General features: G+C 44.9%; 13 protein-coding genes. 4 read left to right on the plus strand and 9 right to left on the minus strand.

The window, feature by feature from the left end:
• Positions 1 to 60: 60 nt before the first annotated feature.
• Together QUA16_RS22870 and petH are read right to left on the minus strand one after the other, a co-directional pair.
• Positions 61 to 477 (minus strand): Uma2 family endonuclease, encoded by a 417-nt coding sequence (locus tag QUA16_RS22870; RefSeq protein WP_333106018.1) that lies wholly within the window; start codon positions 475 to 477, stop codon positions 61 to 63.
• A gap of 144 nt (positions 478 to 621) precedes the next feature.
• Complete coding sequence (gene petH / locus QUA16_RS22875; RefSeq protein WP_333106017.1) at positions 622 to 1,827, minus strand: ferredoxin--NADP reductase; 1,206 nt, start codon at positions 1,825 to 1,827, stop codon at positions 622 to 624.
• A gap of 864 nt (positions 1,828 to 2,691) precedes the next feature.
• Between petH and QUA16_RS22880 the strand changes: the two genes are divergently transcribed.
• Positions 2,692 to 3,696: a phosphoribulokinase gene (locus QUA16_RS22880; RefSeq protein WP_333106016.1), complete on the plus strand. Its 1,005-nt coding sequence runs from the start codon at positions 2,692 to 2,694 to the stop codon at positions 3,694 to 3,696.
• Positions 3,697 to 3,787: 91 nt separating this feature from the next.
• Here QUA16_RS22880 and QUA16_RS22885 read toward each other — a convergent pair whose 3' ends face one another.
• The 3 genes from QUA16_RS22885 to QUA16_RS22895 are packed head-to-tail and all read right to left on the minus strand — an operon-like array spanning position 3,788 to position 6,893.
• On the minus strand, positions 3,788 to 4,984 hold the full coding sequence (locus tag QUA16_RS22885; protein ID WP_333106015.1) for a 5-methylcytosine restriction system specificity protein McrC: 1,197 nt from the start codon (positions 4,982 to 4,984) through the stop codon (positions 3,788 to 3,790).
• 47 nt (positions 4,985 to 5,031) lie between these two features.
• Positions 5,032 to 6,678: an AAA family ATPase gene (locus tag QUA16_RS22890; RefSeq protein WP_333106013.1), complete on the minus strand. Its 1,647-nt coding sequence runs from the start codon at positions 6,676 to 6,678 to the stop codon at positions 5,032 to 5,034.
• A 44-nt stretch (positions 6,679 to 6,722) separates the two neighbouring features.
• Positions 6,723 to 6,893 carry a hypothetical protein gene (locus QUA16_RS22895; protein ID WP_333106012.1) on the minus strand — a complete coding sequence of 57 codons (171 nt, stop codon included), beginning with the start codon at positions 6,891 to 6,893 and terminating at the stop codon, positions 6,723 to 6,725.
• Between the two features lie 58 nt (positions 6,894 to 6,951).
• Here QUA16_RS22895 and QUA16_RS22900 point away from each other — a divergent pair, with 58 nt between their 5' ends.
• Positions 6,952 to 8,604, plus strand: coding sequence for an FAD-dependent oxidoreductase (locus QUA16_RS22900; protein WP_333106011.1), 1,653 nt, complete (start codon positions 6,952 to 6,954; stop codon positions 8,602 to 8,604).
• Positions 8,605 to 8,675: 71 nt separating this feature from the next.
• On the opposite strand, the gene QUA16_RS22905 is transcribed toward QUA16_RS22900, so the two are convergent.
• Positions 8,676 to 9,053, minus strand: a complete 378-nt coding sequence (locus QUA16_RS22905; protein ID WP_333106010.1) for a GxxExxY protein — start codon at positions 9,051 to 9,053, stop codon at positions 8,676 to 8,678.
• A 326-nt stretch (positions 9,054 to 9,379) separates the two neighbouring features.
• Between QUA16_RS22905 and QUA16_RS22910 the strand changes: the two genes are divergently transcribed.
• A complete protein-coding gene (locus QUA16_RS22910) occupies positions 9,380 to 12,103 on the plus strand; it encodes a valine--tRNA ligase (RefSeq protein WP_333106009.1) in 2,724 nt (907 codons plus the stop codon).
• 446 nt (positions 12,104 to 12,549) lie between these two features.
• Positions 12,550 to 13,047 (plus strand): hypothetical protein, encoded by a 498-nt coding sequence (locus QUA16_RS22915; protein WP_333106008.1) that lies wholly within the window; start codon positions 12,550 to 12,552, stop codon positions 13,045 to 13,047.
• 146 nt (positions 13,048 to 13,193) lie between these two features.
• Here QUA16_RS22915 and crtB read toward each other — a convergent pair whose 3' ends face one another.
• From crtB to QUA16_RS22930, 3 genes are all read right to left on the minus strand, one after another.
• Entirely contained in the window at positions 13,194 to 14,123 is a 930-nt protein-coding gene (gene crtB, locus QUA16_RS22920) for a 15-cis-phytoene synthase CrtB (protein ID WP_333106007.1), read from the minus strand.
• 98 nt (positions 14,124 to 14,221) lie between these two features.
• Positions 14,222 to 15,595 (minus strand): 15-cis-phytoene desaturase, encoded by a 1,374-nt coding sequence (pds, locus tag QUA16_RS22925; protein WP_333106006.1) that lies wholly within the window; start codon positions 15,593 to 15,595, stop codon positions 14,222 to 14,224.
• Between the two features lie 690 nt (positions 15,596 to 16,285).
• On the minus strand, positions 16,286 to 19,825 hold the full coding sequence (locus tag QUA16_RS22930; RefSeq protein ID WP_333106005.1) for an Eco57I restriction-modification methylase domain-containing protein: 3,540 nt from the start codon (positions 19,823 to 19,825) through the stop codon (positions 16,286 to 16,288).
• Between the last annotated feature and the right edge of the window lie 441 nt (positions 19,826 to 20,266).

The following is a 20,266-nucleotide window of genomic DNA, read 5'->3' on the forward strand; positions in this document are numbered from 1 at the left end:
ATCGCTTTAAATTCAGTTCCAATTCTAGTTGTTAACATTTCTTTACTTACCTTTGTTTTTTTATACCGACCTACTTAAGTCATATTCTGCCCGTTTGCGAATGTAGTCGTCCCGCCAATTTTGACTGGTAACTTCGATAACTAACAGCGGTTTTTCTTCAAAATCTAGCACTGCGGAACCAGGTTGCGCGCAGACTTGTTCCCACAGACTCTGAGTGCAAATCACCACATCAGGAATGCGAGAAGAGTTTTCCTCAGTTCGGACGGCGGTAGTGACAATTGCAACGAGCGGGAGGTTGTGTGCTGCAAAGAAGCGCCGGAACTGATAAACTAAAAATTCACAAATTTTGATATGTATTGCTGTAGGTGTTGGCATTTCGATTAGATTGCCCCGATATAATTCATAACAAACACCTGATTCTCCCTGATAGTTCAGATATTCTTCAAAGGTGAGTTTTTGGGTAGAAGTTATAACCATGTCAGTTATCTCCCTTTTTCGGTGAGCTTACTGTATATTTTACACTTGTATTGGGTGAACCAGCCCCTCCAGCCTCAAAACTGTTTCAAAAATTGTAGGGCGAGCCCAGCCCACCCTACAAATCAGATTAAATCAGGTAACACATTAATAAGTTTCAACGTGCCAACGGTGCTCTTTCTTCAACTGTTTCTGATAGCCAGCCCAGTCAACGCCGTGCTTGCCAGCCGCCGCCGACATTCCCTCATCAATTCCGCCTTCCATACCCTTCAAACCGCAGATATAAGTGTGAGTATTCGGCTTTTGAACCAATTCCCACAGTTCGTCTGCGTTCTCTTGAATCCGGTTTTGAATGTACATCTTGCCGCCGTCAACATTCTTTTGCTCGCGGCTGATGGCATAAGTCAAGCGGAAATTATCGGGGAACTCGCGCTGCAATTGCTCCAACTCTTCCTTATAAAGAATGTTGGGAGTGTAAGCAACTCCAAAGAACAACCAAGCTAAACCTTTGAATTTGTAATCGGGGTTGTTTTCTTTAAACATCCGCCACAAATAAGCCCGGAAAGGAGCAATACCCGTACCGGTACCCATCATAATAATGGTGGCTTCCTCGTCGTCGGGCAACAGCATTTCCTTGCCTACGGGGCCGGTGATTTTGACATCATCCCCAGGTTGCAAACCGGTGAGAAAAGTCGAACAAACACCGAACACTTGTTCACCGGTCTCTGGGCTTTTGTACTCTAGGCGGCGCACGCACAGCGAGACTGTTTTGTCGTCGAGGTGGTCGCCGTGACGGGTGGAGGCGATCGAGTAAAGCCGAATTTTGTGAGGTTTGCCGTTTTTATCCGTGCCATCAGGAATAATCCCGATACTTTGACCTTCGAGATAGTGCAAATTGCCTCCAGAAATGTCGAAGGTGACGTGGCGGACTGTGCCGTCGCCGCCTTCTCTGACTAATTCTTCTGTAGAAATGCACTTACCAATATAGGGATTGGCCGGTTTGTAGAGGTTAACAGGAACCTGAACTTTTTCCTTGGCTTGAGTCATGGGCTTAGTTTTTTCTCCAGATTTCTGACTCTGTAGCCCTGCTTCTGGTGCGACTTTGCCATTTGTTTCGGGAGCGCTGTTTGAGGGGCGGATGCTGACAATTCTTCCACCCATGCGAGCAATCCGGCGCATTTCCTGATTCATGCGATCGTAGGGCACGGAGATAAATACGCTGCCACTACGGCGAATCGGGTTACTTATTTGGTCAGTTGCTTGGCTCTGACGCATACCCTCCACTTCGTAAACAAAGATGCGGCTGCCTGATTCTGAGTTGGCCGCAACACCAGATATGCTTGGGCTGTACATTTGTTGATTTTCCTTCACGATACAGAGTTATAAAGAAAGAGAATGTGACGTTAGACTCAATTTACTTTTTTCTTAAGGCCATCGGGACTAATTGGCCGCGCCAATTTCTGGGCCTCGCCACGCCGTCCGTAGTGTTGAAGTTGCGATCGCTCGCGTATCAAATCCCTACTAGCCGAACGCCGCGCTCACCGAGCCCGCTTTGCGTTCGGCTGTTGACCTATAGCTATTGTTGTCTGCGTACTGCCAATATTTTACCCGATCGGGGGATCTGCCCCGATAAGTCGTTTTGATTGCCGACCGGTGATGGAGTGTGGCATCGGGCAACAAATAGCTCCTATTGACCGAAAGGAGCCAGGTACAAGATCCTGGATTTATGACTCCCAGGCTGACTGACGGGTCAATTCTACAATCTCAAATCTCAAATCTCAAATCTCAAATCTATCGACGTTGAGCTTGTAGTGGGCGATCGCATTCTGGTAAGATCAACTACTAAAGTTAGTGTTAATAGATATGACGATCTTATGCGCCAAGCAATCCCAAATGCCTTGTGCGATGGGATAGGGAGCTGCGTAGTTCAGCCCAGGCGGGTCAATCCGCTCGAAGTAAAAAAGAAAGGGGAGGGATTCACGCCTCCCATGTCATACATAAATGACTATACTTTTACAAGCTATTAATTACTTGCCTTGAAGATTGCTTGGGTCTTCCCGGGCAGGCAATCAACTCACTGCTGTATGCTGGTGAGAACTCGATCCTCTCGGGGTAGCAAAGCAGCGCAAAGCCTGCTTGTCGCTACCTGCGGGCTGAAATTTTGTGGAATCTAGACTTGAGTTAGTTAGTAAACAGTGATTTTGTTAGAGGGAAACTATGACCAGTAAGCCGGATCGCGTGGTTTTAATTGGCGTTGCCGGAGATTCCGGATGCGGAAAATCTACTTTTTTACGCCGATTGACAGATTTGTTCGGGGAAGATTTCGTTACTGTAATCTGCCTCGACGACTATCATTGTCTCGATCGCAAGCAGCGCAAGGAAACAGGGATTACAGCCCTTGACCCCAGAGCGAACAATTTTGACCTGATGGCAGAGCAAATGAAGGCTCTCAAAGAAGGTCGGGCGATCGACAAGCCGATTTACAACCACGAAACCGGTCTGCTCGATCCTCCTGAGCGGGTAGAGCCGAATCATGTGATTGTCATTGAGGGGCTGCATCCCCTTTACGATGAGCGAGTTCGATCGCTCCTCGACTTCAGCGTCTACCTCGACATTAGCGACGAGGTAAAAATTGCTTGGAAAATCCAGCGCGACATGGCGGAACGGGGCCACCGTTACGAAGACGTGCTGTTTGCGATCAATGCTCGCAAACCGGATTTTACAGCCTACATCGACCCGCAAAAGCAATATGCTGATGTGGTAATTCAAGTGTTGCCGACCAACTTGATCAAAGATGACAAAGAGCGGAAGGTTCTGCGCGTGCAGATGATCCAGCGCGAAGGCATCGCCAATTTTGAGCCTGCGTATTTGTTTGACGAAGGTTCAACAATTAACTGGGTTCCTTGCGGCCGCAAGCTAACTTGTTCCTATCCCGGAATTAAGATGTACTACGGGCCTGATGCTTTCTACGGTCACGAAGTCTCGATTTTGGAAGTAGATGGTCAATTCGAGAATCTCGAAGAAGTTATTTACATCGAAAGCCATTTGAGCAAGACTTCTACGAAGTATGAAGGCGAGTTAACTCACCTGTTGCTCCAGCACCGCGAATATCCTGGTTCCAACAATGGAACTGGTTTGTTCCAAGTGTTAGTCGGATTGAAGATGCGGGCGACTTACGAGAAGTTGACTGCAAAAGAAGCGAAAGTGGCTGTTAGTGTTTAGAACTCTGACATGAAAGATTTGGGAGGCGCAATTGCGCCTCTTTTTTTGTGGGAAAATGAACCGCAGAGGGCGCAGAGGGCGCAGAGTAGAGTTAGGGGAGGGTGTTTGGAAGTAGAGAGGTTAAGAAGGTTTTTCCGGCTTCATTCAGGTCGCTATCTAGGGAAAAAGTTAGACTGCGAACTCTGATTTCACCATGTTTTATTTCTAGTGGCTGTTGGAGGCTTTGCGGGTAGACGAGAATTGCATTTTGGCAATTTAAGGCATTTGCGTAAGCAACTATTTGATGAATGTCATTACTGGCTACTTTATCGGGAGCTTTGTATTTTGTATCGAGGACATACTGAACTTTACTTGTTGCAATATCGCACAGCAGTAAGTCAATCCGATCGAAGTAGTTTTTGTCATGTGTGACTCGGTGTTGTTGTTTGACAAAAAAGCCTTTTGGTATATGTGCTTTGAGCCATTCAGCGACAAATTGTTCATATAAATTAGCCATGTCTATGAGAAAAGGGAGCATTTCGCGATCGCCCCTTTCGTGACTCGGCACTGTGTTATCTAAAAAGAATCGACATAAGGCGTGTAAAAGTTGATAATCTTGATTCAAACGGTGATAATTTCTATCAATACAAGCTTCTGATTTAAAAGGTTTTAATGTAACAAATCCTTGGAGTGCGTGAAACGCTTTTCGCACAGTGGATGAAACAGATTCACGACACAAACCGCTGCGGCCAATGATGAAAAGTGTCCAAGCGAGTATTTGATTATCTTCAATATCGCCTGTTTGTTCGCTATAGTGGCATTTTAGTTTAACCTCCCAAGGTTTTTGCAGGGCTGACCGCAAATCGACGCGGCCGCGAATGTAGGCGAGTCTTTCTGTTTTGGATAAGTAATCGCGATATAATCCTTTGCGACAGCGTTCTAGGATTTTTTGGGCAAGAATGTTAGCTAATTTCTCGTAACTTTGTTCTAAAGAGTCGCACTGAATAGAGCCTTGGGGAAATTTTATGTTAAGGTTGTAGGCATAGTCAATCATTCCGAAGAGGTTGTTTATGGGAACCTGTGGGCGGATGGCGATGTGAAATTCTGGAGTGATGGGAATGTTGCCAACTCTGCCTTTAGATTTTAAGTGCCATTGATATTTTGTTTTAAAGGTGGGAAATTCTATATCGATTTCCTGGTCATAATTCTGGTGTATTTTTTGTCCGACTGATTCGGGGATTGAGTATTGTTCAAAGCTTGCGGATTTATATTCGGTGAGTTCGATGATTTGGGGTGATAGTCGTTTCATAGATGCTGTAACGCCGTGTTGGTAGTAATAATGGTAGCGTTAGACGATCAATTGCTGAATTGATATTTGATTTTATCCCAGAGAAATTCATCCATTTTTGCCTGGTTATCAAAGAAGTATTCTTCAAGGTATGGCTCGATTTCCATTTGCCAAATATCTTGGATATCTTCAGCTAAGGTTTTTGTTAAAAAGAAGGATATGCCTAATTCATAGTGTTTGTTGTTAATGGCGCGATTGACATCTTCTAGAATGCTATTTAATTTATCAACTGGAAAACCAGTTTCCTCTCTGTGGTGATACTGTCGCAGCACTTCATAGTTTGGATAGACGGGAATGAATGCGAAACGGCGGCGGAGTGCATTATCAACTAAGGCAATAGAACGGTCTGCGGTGTTCATTGTGCCAATAATGCGGACATTTGTAGGGATTCTAAATTGTTTACCGCTGGCTAGTATAATAGAGCGTCCTGTGTCTTGTCGGTCATCTAGGAGATACATTAACTCGCCAAATACTTGAGAGAGATTTGCGCGATTAATTTCATCAATAATGAGAACACAAGTGTCTTCACAGGCTTCGGCTTGTTTGCAGAATTCTAGGAATCTACCGGGAACTATTGAGTAGGTTAATTGTCCGTTTTGAGTTATTGGGCGGAGGCCTTCGATAAAGTCTTCGTAGGTGTAGGCGGGGTGAAATTGGATAATGTCTGAGAAACCGTCACCGCCGCCGATTAAGTGTTTAGCAAGTTTTTCTGCTATGAAGGTTTTTCCGGTTCCGGGTGGGCCTTGGATGATGGTTTGGCCTTTGCGGTTAATGGCGTGTATCCATTGGGTTAGTTGGGTTGTTTGAAAACCAGTAATTTCTGAAATTTTATCTATTTGATACTCTGGATTAAATTCCTTTTCATACACTGAAAAATATTGACTGAGAAGAAGCTCTGGGTTATTATTTGCTCCGGTCAAGTTAAAAATCAATAATAAGGGAAATAGTTTTTTAAAGGTTTGTGCTATTTTTTGAATTAAGTGTTTGGCAGAATATCTTAGTATTTCCTCTGACTCAAGTGAGATCGCGACTTCAACATCAAAACCTCTAAGCCGTTCCAATTCGGTGTTTGGATAGCTATTTATTTCGGATAACATACTTTCTAATAGTTTATGAATAGATTTTTCCGGCTTCATTATGCGCTTTAATCTTTCCCCAAAATCATTGGTTGTTAGACAACTATAAGAAAAACAATGTCTGTGAGGAAGGTGATAACGTTTAAGAATCTCGATTAAATTAATGTTATTTCCATAATCTTTGTAGCAATTTACCATTGGCGGAAAAAAATGGTTGTTTCCAGAAAAACCAAAAGTTAATGTCTGGTTTTCAACTGTTAACATTAACTTATCAGATTGCCTACTATTAGCCCTACCGTTAAAACAGTAGTCTACACTGTAGACTACTGTGGATTTCAAAGATTGTGTTTGAATGCTGCCAAAGCTCTCCTGCTTGATATCTATATATTTTTTAATAAAATCCGGCAACTGCTCTTCTACCTGGCTTAAAATATACTTGAGCGGCACTTCTACATATTTTAAGAAATCTTTTTTGTGCTCCCGGTAAAAATCTGAAGTGGGAGTTTCATTGAATTGTGCCAATAGGTTAAATGTGTTTACTGAAAAAGGACTTTCAGGATGTACAAAAACTTGTTCCATTTTTTCTGTATCTTTAAGATGACTTAATTGTTGTTCTTAAATTATTATTGTAGCCGATCGCCCTTCCCGACACCAGATATCTGAGATACGATCGCACGCCCCATCCTTACCCTCATCAATAGCCCTCCCAAACCAGTAACACAGGCAAAACCGCTAACAACAGTTCCCGGAAAATTTAAACTTGTGTCGAAACTATCTAAACGTGCTATATTCAACTCCGTAAACCCTGAACGGCCCTTTCAGGTATTGCCAATTTATCCGCGAGTCAACTGAATGCTCTCTACTTTCAAGAAATTAGCTTCAATTGCAATCTTCTTTGTCGCAGTAAAACTTTTCCTTAATTATCCGGCTTTCAGAGAAATAGAAAATTATATCGAAAATAGAGACCCAGCAAGTGCCACCTTAGACAATGGAACTCTGCAGCAAAAATCTAGCAGCCCGCCTCCGGTACTTCCCAAAAAATCACCGGAGCAAAATTTCGATGTAGTAGTATATGGTGATGAAGTACCGGGGATATGTGCGGCGATATGGGCGAAGAAAACTTTAGGCGAAAAGGGCAAAGTTGCGATCGTGCGATCGAACTACGGAAGAGCACCTTTGGGCGGCTTACTCACCCGCGGCGGTTTAGCTTACATCGATTTAGATAAAATCCCCGATTGGTATCGCCAACCCTACGCCCAATGTTTTAAGGAATTCTTAGATAAAGCGAATGCGCCCGAATCTTGCTTAGACCCAAAAATGGCAGACCGAGCTCTCAGGCAAATGCTTTCAGCAGCAAAAGTCAAAGTTATTTCCAACTCAACTCTTACTCCCCACGTCGTAGATAAAAAAATCGAATATGCCGAAGTAACAGGCAGCACTTTAAAAATTAAAGCCCACTCTTTTATTGACGTAACTCAAGACGCGGAATTAGCCAGAAAAGCCGGATTATCTTATTATACAGGATATGAATCTCAAAATCTCAAATCCAAAAATGAAACTTTAGCCGTCTCTATAGTTCCGAGAATTACAGGTATAACGATGTCGGAATTGCGGAGAATAGAAGATGAAATTCTCTACAACACCCCCTTGGTAAAAAAGATTAAAGAAACCCTTACAAAATCTAAAGATCCCGCTAGTACCCAATTCTGGATGAAGAATTTCTGGAGTACGATTTATCAGTCATATACAGACGGCTACGACATCAGAAGCGTAGCTATAGGAGCCGCGTATCACATAGACCGAAATCTGCCCTTTAGTCAAAATAAAGGATTCTTTTTTGATAAAGGCAATGTCTGCATTTATAACAAAAATGTGCTGTCCTGGAACGGGTTTCTGTTTAAATACCAAGTTGACAAAATAATGGAGATGGAAGCTAACGGCAGAAAACCGACTCCTGAGATGATTAAAGAAATGTCATATCTCCAATACTGGCTACAAAAGAAGTCTGGTAAAGATGTGAGAGTATTTCTTCCCGACGAGATATATATCAGGCAAACTTTGAATGTTCGCGATGTGGTAGATCCGCTGACAGGGAAGGAGATTATCAAAGGGGGAACAGTACCCGAAAAGTCGATCGGCAGTTTTTCCTACGATTTCGATGTGCGGGGCGGAATCAAGAATTTATCTGCGAGAGTTCCGCCACTGCCAGTGTATAATTTCGGGATAGAAAGTGCTTTGGCTAGCAAAGTGAATAATTTAGCCATTGTCGGGCGATCGTCCGGTTATGTCGGTATGGCTGTATCCGTCGGGCGAATTGCGACGGTGAATATTTATCAAGGACAAGGTGTGGGGGTGGCGGCTGGTTTGGCTAGCAAGTTCGGCGTGCCGCTGAATACGATTACTTCGGCTGAAACGAAAAAAAATCTGGAGACTTTAACGGGGAAAACGACGTATTTGTCGGGGAGAGATACGAGTTATGGGGTGGATTACAAGGAGGTGAAGTAATTAAAGATATTAAGAGGAATGAACTGCAGAGAGCGCAGAGAGCGCAGAGAGGGGAGGGATGAGAGGTTTTTTTACGACAGGATGAGGCGGCGAATTCCTTCTTTTAAAAAGCGGACATTAAAGTTGATGAGAAGGGCTAGAGGATAACCAGTCATTTTCAGGTATGATATAACTTGAGCCTCATGGATAGGAAGTATACTTTGGACTGACTTTAATTCAACTACGATAGTGTTGGCAACCAGCATATCGTATCTGCCTTCCCCAACCACAACACCCTTGTAAAGGACATTCACCGTAGGTTGAGGGTCAAAAGGAATTCCCCGGAGAGCGAGTTCTTCACGCAACGAATTCTCATATACCGCTTCCAAAAAACCCGGCCCCAACTCCTTGTGAACCTCCATCGCCGCGCCAATCACAGCATAAGTCAACTCATTAAGATCCTCTGCCAACTCCCCTCTCCTCTTTTCAAACCCATATCAAAATCATAACCCAAAACCCTCGCAACACTCTTCCCTCTGCGCCCTCTGCGCCCTCTGCGGTTCAAAACTCTTCTCTTAATGGAGTGGATTGTAAAGACGTGAATAGATATTAAGAGGATTTTACCGCAGAGAACACAGAGAGCGCAGAGAGGGGAGGGATAAAAGGTTTTTTTACGACATCCAAAACCCTCGCAACACTCTTCCCTCTGCGCCCTCTGCGCCCTCTGCGGTTCAAAACTCTTCTCTTCCCCCCGCTGTGGCACAATCTTATATATAAAACCTGCACCCTCTCGCCAATGACCGCAAACCTACCCCCCCAATACGACCCCCAAGCCACCGAAGCCAAGTGGCAAAAATACTGGGAAGACAAGCAAACCTTCAAAGCTGACCCCGAAAAAGGCGGCGAACCTTACTGCGTAGTTATCCCGCCGCCCAACGTCACCGGCAGTCTCCACATGGGACACGCTTTTGAAGAGACGCTGATTGATGTCCTCGTCCGCTATCACCGCATGACTGGACGCAATACCCTGTGGTTGCCGGGAACGGATCATGCTAGCATCGCCGTTCAAACTATTCTCGAAAAGCAACTCAAAGCAGAAGGCAAAACTCGCCACGATTTAGGCCGAGAAAAATTCTTGGAACGGGCCTGGGAGTGGAAAGCTGAATCGGGCAATACTATTACTAATCAATTACGCAGTTTGGGCGTTTCTGTTGATTGGTCGCGCGAACGCTTTACGATGGATGAAGGCTTATCCGCTGCGGTTTTAGAAGCGTTTGTCCGTCTGTACGATGAGGGGCTGATTTATCGCGGCAATTACCTGGTGAATTGGTGTCCGGCGAGTCAGTCTGCTGTGTCGGATTTGGAGGTAGACCAGCAGGAAGTTGACGGCCATTTGTGGCATTTCCGCTATCCTTTGACGGATGGTTCTGGTTATTTGGAGGTGGCGACGACTCGGCCGGAAACGATGTTGGGGGATACTGGGGTGGCGGTGAATCCACAGGACGATCGCTACAAACATCTTATCGGTAAAACTGTCACTTTGCCGATCGTGAATCGCGAAATTCCCATCATTGCTGATGAATTTGTCGATCCGACTTTCGGAACTGGTTGTGTCAAGGTGACTCCCGCCCACGATCCGAATGACTTCGAGATGGGTAAGCGTCACAATTTGCCGTTTATTAACATTATGAATAAGGACGGCACTTTAAATGAAAATGCCGGAGAGTTCCAGGGACAAGACCGATTTGTTGCCAGAAAAAATGTGGTGCAGCGCTTAGAAGTTGACGGGGTTTTGGTTAAAATAGAAGATTATAAGCATACAGTTCCCTACAGCGAACGCGGCAAAGTTCCGGTCGAACCTTTGATATCTACGCAATGGTTTGTGAAGATCGCTCCTCTTTCTCAACGCGCTTTAGAAGCATTAGATAGAAGTAACTCACCAGTCTTTGTTCCTGAGAGATGGACAAAGGTTTATCGGGATTGGTTGGTGAAGCTGAAGGATTGGTGTATATCCCGACAATTGTGGTGGGGACACCAAATCCCGGCTTGGTATGCTGTTAGCGAAACCCAGGGCGAAATTACTGATACGACACCTTTTATAGTTGCGAAAACAGAAGCTGAAGCTAGGGAAAAAGCTACGGCTAAATTTGGTAATGACGTGCAGCTAGCAAGAGATCCAGATGTATTGGATACTTGGTTTTCGTCCGGGTTGTGGCCTTTCTCAACTTTGGGATGGCCGGACGAAACTAAAGATTTGGAGTATTACTATCCGACTACTACTTTGGTGACTGGTTTTGATATCATCTTTTTCTGGGTTGCTAGAATGACGATGATGGCCGGACATTTTACTGAAAAGATGCCTTTTGATACTGTTTACATTCACGGTTTGGTGTTGGATGAAAACGGTCAGAAAATGTCTAAGAGTAAAAATAACGGTATCGATCCGCTGCTGTTGATTGGCAAGTACGGTACTGATGCTTTGCGCTACACCTTGGTTAAGGAAGTGGTTGGGGCAGGTCAAAATATTCGCATGGAGTACGATCGCAAAACTGATGAATCGAAATCAGTGGAAGCTTCCCGGAACTTCACGAATAAGTTGTGGAATGCGGCCCGGTTTGTGATGATGAATTTGGAGGGACAGACGCCGCAGCAGTTGGGAAGCCCTTCTGTGGAAGGTGGTTTGGAATTGTGCGATCGCTGGATTCTTTCTCGCTACAATCAAGTTGTGCAGCAAAGCCGCAATTGTTTGGAAAATTACGGTTTGGGGGAAGCGGCCAAGGGACTTTATGAGTTTATTTGGGGCGATTTCTGTGACTGGTATATTGAGTTGGTCAAGTCCCGCTTGCAGCAGGATGCTGAACCAACTTCTAAGAAAGTGGCACAGCAAACTTTTGCTTTTGTGTTGGAAGGTATTCTGAAACTACTACATCCTTTTATGCCGCACATTACTGAGGAGATTTGGCACACTCTGACTCAAACAGGTGACGATCGATGTTTGGCTTTGCAAGCTTATCCTGAAGCTGATATCTCGCTAATTGATGCTGATTTGGAACAGCAGTTTGAGTTGTTGTTCGGTACAATTCGCACAGTTCGCAATTTGCGGGCCGATGCTGATATCAAACCCAGTGTGAAGGTGACGGCGATTTTGCAAAGCGAAAGCGAGAAAGAACGCCAAATCATCTCAGATGGAGGCGTTTACATTCAGGATTTGGCAAAAGTCGAAAATCTGACAGTTACTGCTAGTGTGGATGCAGATTTGGGACAGACAATTGCTGGGGTTGTCGGTACTGTGCAAGTATTGATTCCTCTGGCTGGGGTGGTGGATTTGGCGGCTTTGCGTGCTAAATTAGAGAAGAAGTTGAGCAAGGTGGAAGCTGAAATTAAGCATACTGCGGCGCGGTTGACTAATCAGAAGTTTGTGGATAAGGCTACTCCTGATGTGGTTCAGGGCGCGAGGGATGCTTTGGCTGAAGCCCAAAAACAAGCGGAAATTTTGCGCGATCGGCTAAAGGTGTTTTAATAGTTGACTGGTGACTGTTGACTGTTGACGGTTTTTAGTTTAATGGTAGGGTGCGTGAGGGCGAAAAATCTGGGACTCCCAAGGAAAATATTGACTCTCATATCATGTCCGGTCAAGCGACCACGATTTTTGTAGGGGCGGGTTCACCAACAATACCTGCCAATAATTGACCATCTCAAAAACCCGCCCCGACCGGGATATTATGGTTAATCGATCGGACATGATATCACCCACCGCGCGATCGGCTAAAGTGGCCGGGGCGGGTTTACGAGATAGTTAGTTTCAGGCAATTATTGTTGGTAAAACCCGCCCCTACAAGATCGCCAATCGTACAATTACCAATAACCAACAGCAGGACACGGAATGCACGGATACACGGATAGCTGTTTTTACCAATTACCAGTTACCAGTTACGAATAACTAATAACCAATTACCAATTACCCTTATGCTATATTTAGCCCAAGTACAAAATCAGGAAATTTTAGGCGAGATAAGTCTGCAATTGCTGGCTTGCCAAAATTCTGATGGTACTTGGGCTATTCTTAGTGAAGAATGTTTCTTGACATTACCGCAAGATTTTGCTCAAAATCCAATTTACTCTGCAACTAATGTTTTAAATGAAGGGATTTTAGTATTAGCAGATATTGGCGAAAATAACCAGGTTGTCAATATTCAATCCGCTACAAACTGGGTACTACAATTAGTTGAGAAATATTTAACAACAGGTTTTACTCCCGATTTTTTGCAGCAAGAAGCCCAGAAAGCAGAAGGGTGGAGGCAATCTCTCACTTTGCAGAGTCAAGAATTGTCTCGCCGCTTGATTGAAGTTGAAGCCCGCCGAGAACAAATTCAAAATTTAGAAGCAAAACTCCAGCAGGAAAAGCAATTGTTGGAAAGTTCGATCGCCCAATTGCCAATTCCGCCCGCTACTCCACTAATTTGACTTATAATTTGACTTACGCCAAATGTAGGGACACGGCACTACCGCGTCCCCACTAACCTAATATGCAATTTGCTGGACATCATATAATTTGTAACTTGACAAATACCCCTTACCCGTTGCCGAATCGCCAGCAATACGGGCTGCAGCTAAAGCACTTTTGACTTCATCCAAGCGGCGGGGAGACACAGCAGTTTCTGAGAATTGCTAACATAAGCCCGCTTCTGAAACACATCATACTGATTGCGTTCGATCGCATTTAAGATTCTGCTGTAGAGCATTGTAGCAGCCCAAACTGTCCAGCGGATATCGGGACTGAGCACTTTAATTCCCGGTTCCGCGCTGGCGTATAATTTGCGAGCTCGCTGAATTTGAAACCGCATCAATTCCCGCCAGCGGTTGTCAATGACACCGTTGAATAAATCTTCTTCGGTGTAGTTAAACAAGGCTAAGTCTTCTAAGGGAAGGTAAATGCGGCCGCGGCGGGCGTCTTCTCCGACATCGCGCAGAATATTAGTCAACTGCTTGGCAATACCGAGGGAGATGGCTTCTTCTTTGGGAATTTTATTGCCCCAGTGCCAATTCCAGTTAGCAGCGGGATTCGACTCGTCCACACCCATGACAGACATCGACATCAGCCCTACAGTACCCGCTACTCGATAACAGTAAAGATTGAGCTCTTCAAAGGTTTCGTAGCGGCTGCGGTACAAGTCCATTTGCTGGCCCGCAATCATTTCTCGAAACGGCCCAATGTCGATCGGGAAACGAGACAGCGTATCCACCAAAGCTACGTCGTAGTCGTCGTGAGGATGGCCGGCAAACACCGATTCTAGGCGTTTTTCCCACAGATTGAGGGTTTCAGGGGTCGTTGCCTCAGAACCCGGCCCGTCTACGAGTTCGTCGGTGCGGCGGCACCAGACGTAAATCGCCCAAATCGCCCGACGCTTGGCTTCGGGCATGAGTTGAGTGCCTAAATAAAAATTTTTGGCATAACTCGCCGTGACTTGGCGGCACAGTTCGTAAGAGTCATCCACAGAGGCCAGAGTTCTCATGCACTGGAGTTTTGACAGTTGCAGCATCCGAGAATAAGAAATTTAAAGATTAGAACTGATTTTCCCCCGTTTAGAAAACGGGAGATTTTTTACGTCTTTATGAAAAATTCTTAATTTTTCATTGGTTATTGGTTATTGGCCGTTGAAATAGCCTGCGCTGTCAGCTTACCAGAAAGCACGGCACCTTCCATACTCGCAAGATAACGCTGCATTGTATAGTCCCCCGTTAGATAGAAATTGCTAATGGGAGTTGTTTGCGAGGGACGGCACTGCTGGCGTCCGGGAGTGGCTTTGTAGACGGAACGTGGGGTTTTGACTACGTGATATTTGAGCAGTTTGGCTGGTTCTGGGATTTGATCGGGAAAGAGTTTTTCTAACTCGACCATTGTGGCTGCGACGATATCTTCGTCAGATTTGCCTATCCAGTCTTTGGCCGGTGCTAAAACCAGTTCCAGCATTGATTTGTCTGGGTTGGCATATTCGCGGCAGGTGTTGCTCATGTCGGCGTAGACGCTCAGCAGGGGCGATCGCGAGAACAGCAAATGGTCGATATCAGTTAATTTGCGATCGAACCACAAGTGTACATTAATGACGGGTACTCCCTCCAAACCTTCGAGCTGTTTGAAATAATCCATTTCGCCCCAGGGTTTCGGCATCATCAACTTGAGCGGGTCAACTGGCATCGCGGAAACGTAAATATCGGCGGTCAGAATTTCTGACTCTGCCCCTTTTACTCCCCGAATGTGGAAGCCCCGCACCGTGTTGTCATCGTTGAGCAAAAACTCCCCGATGGGTGCATTCAGCCGGACTTCACCACCGCGCTCAGTTATGTAGTCTACCATCGGCTGGCACAACCTCTCTGTGGGGGAACCGTCTAAAAAGGCCATTTTCGAGCCGTTTTTCTCTTGCAAGAAGCGGTTGAGGGCTGTCAGCAGTATGGTTGCGGATATTTCGTGGGGGTCAATGAAATTGAGCGCCTTGGACATGGCGATGAATACTTCTTTTTCGACTCTGGGGGGGACGTTTTGCTTTTTGAGCCAGTCGGAAAACGAGTATTTGTCCATTGCTTCGACATAGTTTTGACCCTGAAGCATCGCCGGAATCAAACCTATACCGAAGCGGATTTTTTCGGGCCAGGTGAGCATATCGTTGTTGCTCAAGATGGCTGCGACGCCGTTGAAGGGAGCCGGAAGGTCGGGAAAGTCAAAGCGGGAATAGGTTCCGGGGGTTTCCGGCTGATTGAAAATCATCGAGTGCTCTTTCCATTGCAGCCGGTCTTCGATGTCAAGTTCTTTGAAGAGTTGGAGCATATTCGGGTATGCACCGAAGAAGATGTGGAGGCCGGTTTCGTACCAGTCGCCGTCCGCATCTTTCCAGGCGGCTACTTTGCCGCCGAGTACGTCCCGACTTTCTAGGAGGATGGGGGTGTGGCCCGCGTCGGTAAGATATTTAGCGCAGGAAAGTCCTGCTAAGCCTGCTCCGGCGATCGCAACTCGCATTTGATACTACTTGGCCTCTGTGTTCGCTTCGGTTTAATTATACTTTACAACTCGTTACATTTTTTTAGGGAAATCTGTAGGGACGCGGAACAGCCCGTAGGTGTCAACAAACACGTTAAACCGACAGTGCGACAGTCTTCTCGCTTACCCGACAGTCCGGCAAGGGTTGAAACCCCTGCCTCAAAGCGAAAGTCCTCTGAAAGAGGACTAATGAGTTGTTCTTCAGTCCTCTTTCAGAGGACTTTCGCTATTAGACAGGGAATTCATTCCCTGGCGGACTGCCGGGTAAGCGCGAGGACTGGCGGAGGAAAAGAGGACACCGCACCGTGCCCATAGGTGTCAACCAACACGTTAAACCCGCCTACCCGACAGTCCTCCCGCCTACCCGACAGTCCGGCAAGGGTTGAAACCCCTGCCTCAAAGCGAAAGTCCTCTGAAAGAGGACTGAGGAGAAAAACACTTTTCAACTCATTAGTCCTCTTTGAGAGGACTTTCGCTATTAGACAGGGAATTCATTCCCTGGCGGAGTGACGGCTAAGCGAGAAGACTGGCGGAGGAAAAGAGGACACGGCATTGCCGTTTCCCTACCGCAAAATCCTCAATTTTCATGCACGAAATATGTAACTATCGCCCAATTATTTGTAGGGAAACGGCACTGCCGTCTCCTCTTCTTTCTATTCTTTCCCGCCCTTATGGTTCGCCGGATTTTGGTGCAAAGGTGCGATAGGCCGCTAATGCTGCTTGTTTCACGGCTTCGGGGACGATCGGAAAAGTAGTCAAAATATAGGCAAATTCGGCTTCCGTTAATCCGTAAAGGTGGGCGATGATGCCGTCTAATTCGGCTCGCAATTGAGCGCGTTCTGTTTCATCGGTAACACCTTCTCGGTGCGAGTTTAAGCCGACTTCTTGGGCTAATTCGTCAAATTCTGGGGCGGTGCAGATGAGTTGGGCGGCGCGCTGTACGATGTCGGTGAAGTATTTGTCACCTAATGTTAATCGCGGGACAGGAAGTTGGTATATGTAAAACATATTTATGTTTGAAGACACTTTTTGACGCAAGGCAAAATCTATACAAAAACAGTTCAAAAAAACGCTAACGAATAGTGTATGCTGATTGTCTTGAATAGGGGAGGCGATATTGAGAGAATTACCACAAAAAACATTTGTAGGCAGTATTGTACCAATAAGGCTACGAGCATTTGTACTGCTAGCAATTGCACGATATGCAAAACGGTAACACTGATAATCTAACTTTTGACCATTATCTACGCCATTCCTTCCCAATAAAGCCTTTCTCGCTTCCGCTTCATCCACCCAATACCTCGGTTCAGCATAGAGATGAGTAAACTGATGAATCATCTTACCTTCATAAAGTGGCAGTCTCCCTTTCCCTGGTTCTTGCTTGAATAAATGACTGTCATTAGTCATGTGAAATTCCGCAGTTAACCGCAGATTCCATTTCCCCTCAATCTGTTCGCCAAGTAACGGGAATTGCAGCATTTTCTCCGCAATCCGAATATCTCCCTCATTTTTAAACTCCATCACCGAGAGAGAGTCAGGAGATAAGCGACGAATCAAGTTAACAGAAATCTCAATACATTCATCTTGATTGTTCAGAAAAGTATCGAGTTTGTCCACCCGAATCGCTTCTCGCGGATTGATGCGGAAAGCAGCTTGAAATGACTCTGTACTTTTACCTTTCTCAAAAGTGAGTAAGCAAAACTTGAAGCTGTGATGCACTCCTTCAAAAATAAACTTTTCATTGGACAAACCAAACAGTGAATCAATCTCAGTCTCAATAAATAACATTTCCCGCAGTTGCTTAGTTCCCAAATCAGTATAAACTCCTGAAGGAATGATGATACCGCACTCGCCATTTGGGCGTAAGAGGTTAAAACATTGCTCTAGAAAAAGCTTGTAGAAGTTAATATCAGTGCCCGATTTTTTGCCGTTGACAATTGAAATCTGATTTTTGTACTGTTCAGCAGAACGGTAGTAAGCGCTAACATGGGGAAATTCACTCAAATATTTTAACCAAGTTTCAGCAATCTCTGGATTTAGCAGAATTTTATTTTGCTCTTTTTCAAAAGTTTTGATGTCCATCTTACTTTTTTTTGCTAGTTCGTTATGCTGCACAAAAAACTCTCTAGCATTTGGCTTGAATATTTCCCAAGGTGGATTAGTAATAATTGCATCAAAACCGCCCCGTTGATGCAAAATATCATCAAACTCATAGCCCCAGTGAAAAGGCTTCAAAGCTTCTATATCAGCGAGATTCAGGGTACGCTTAATCGGCTTACCGCTAATCTGTCCTTGTTCAAACTTAATTTTTAACTGTTTGAAATTTTCCAACAAAATCTTATTAATATTTTCGATAGACGGCGCTTTCTTTTCGGCAATTTCATCTCGTAAACTCTGCAAGTTTTGGCTATAGGTAGTCGCATGACGGTAAATAGAAATCAGACGGTTTTTCTCCTCCAATACTTGTCTGTATGTCTTGTGAAACAAATTTAACTGAGTTCCACTTCCTTCATATTCTGCGTCATCCACCCGCAGTAATCCAATTAAGGAATTGCCCGCCATAATGTTAAAATCAATATTCGGCAAGGGTTCCAAGTCGTTGACATTCTGCGCCGCAGAAACTAAGGCTAAAAACAGTCGCAATTTAGCAATTTCCACGGCTTCCGGCATAATATCTACGCCGTAGAGGTTGTCGCTAATAATCCGTTTTTTGATATAGTAGTTAAGTGATGAATGCTCTTTTTCGATGTCTTTTAGGTAGTCATTGAGGTAACGATCGTTTAAAAAATTGCTTGTACCGATGACTGTTGAATAGATGTAAATCAGCGTTTTCATCGCTGCGACTAAAAACGCGCCGGAACCGCAGGCTGGGTCTAATAATGTTAAGTTTGGGAGGATTTCTGTTAGCAGGCTGCGGCAGAGATTGGCGTCGAGATTGGTGAGGAGTTCGGTAATAGTTTCAAAGTGATGGGGAATCGGGCATTGGGCATCGGGCATGGGGAATTGGGCATGGGGTAGGCACGGGGGCACTTGGGGTAGGCACGGGGGCACTACCCCTACAAAACCCTGGTTTGCCTCATTGGTGGTAGGGGCGGTGCCCCCGTGCCCGCCCTCATTAACTCTATCGAGGATTAGTTTGTTGATTGTGCGATCGCACAAATATTCAGTAATCTCCGGTCTGGTATAATAAGCACCAAAGGCTTTTTGGTTAATGTATTTCTCAAAGATGTATCCCAAAACCGCCGGATTAATTTCGTTTTCCTTCCCGCCCACTGTATCGTCAAGATTCCAAGAATAGCGGGAAAACAAATATAAGATTTTCTCAAAAGCAGCATCGGGTATGGCGATATTCGGATAACTTTGTTCGATGGGATGTTCTAGAAACAGTCCCCCATTCAAATATTTAACATCGCCGATTAATTCTTTAACCCCTTCCTCCCGCAAATCCAGAGGTTTAGCAAATCCATCAAAAAACAGTGTTTTCAAGAATTGCGAGTAAAATAAATCCGTTCCCCGCTGCTTGCTTTCGGCTAACTTTTCCTGCAAATACAGCATTTTGCCGCTGTCGATAAATCCTTTGCGCTGCAAAAAATAAACAAACATCAAACGGTTGAGTAAAACCGAAGTATACCAGCGTCTATCTGTTTCTTTGTCAATGCCGCGAATCACACTTAAAAATTCAACGTGTTGCTGTTTAAACTCTTCAAAAAACTTCTTAGTAACTTGTTCGACATCCAAGCCAGCCTGCAATCTTTGGGCGACATCAATCACCGAAAACGTTTCTAATTCTTCTAAATCAACCTTTAAAGCTGTCACTTTACTCAGCAGCAAATCGCAAGGTTCCCGTTTCACGTACACATGATCGCGGGGATAAAGTTTTGTACCTTCGCGCTTTACCCAATACCAGAGACATTTGGTGCGATTTTTGTCAATAAAAATCAACAGATTTTCGGCGGAAATTTGGACTATTTCGCGATAAATCGTCAGTCTTTCGGCGCTGTTGGGGATATTTCCGCTATCGGCGATAATTTCATATACAACTACTCCTAAAAGTTGGGCGATGGCTTTTCGGGAATAAGTCTCGCCTTCTATTTCTACAGATACGGTTTTGTGGGATGATGGATTATCCCAACCGAGTTTTTGGACGAACAATTTGTTGAATTCAAAGTCTTGGAGGAGTTCGCGGGATTCTTTAAGTGTGGGAGGCATAGTTATATATGAAGGAATAAGGGAGAAGTGTAGTAGGAACACGGCATCGTGCTCAAGGCGTGTCAACTTAAGGCTAAACCGAGAGTTAGATAGTCCGACAGTTCGACAGTCCGACAGGGGTTGAAACCCCAGTCTCAAAGCGAAAGTCCTCTTAAGAGGACTGAGAAGAAAAATTTTCAACTCATCAGTCCTCTTTCAGAGGACTTTCGCTATTAGACAGACAGTTCGACAGTCCGACAGTCCGACAGTCCGACAGGGAATGAATTCCCTGTCTCAAAGCGAAAGTCCTCTTAAGAGGACTGAGAAGAAAAATTTTCAATTCATGAGTCGTCTTTAGACGACTTTCGCTATTAGACAAACAGTTCGACAGTCCGACAGTCCGACAGGGAATGAATTCCCTGTCTCAAAGCGAAAGTCCTCTTAAGAGGACTGAGAAGAAAA

Origin of the sequence: Microcoleus sp. S13_C3, from assembly GCF_036700905.1 — a bacterium.
In the GTDB taxonomy this organism is placed as follows: Bacteria; Cyanobacteriota; Cyanobacteriia; order Cyanobacteriales; family Microcoleaceae; genus Microcoleus.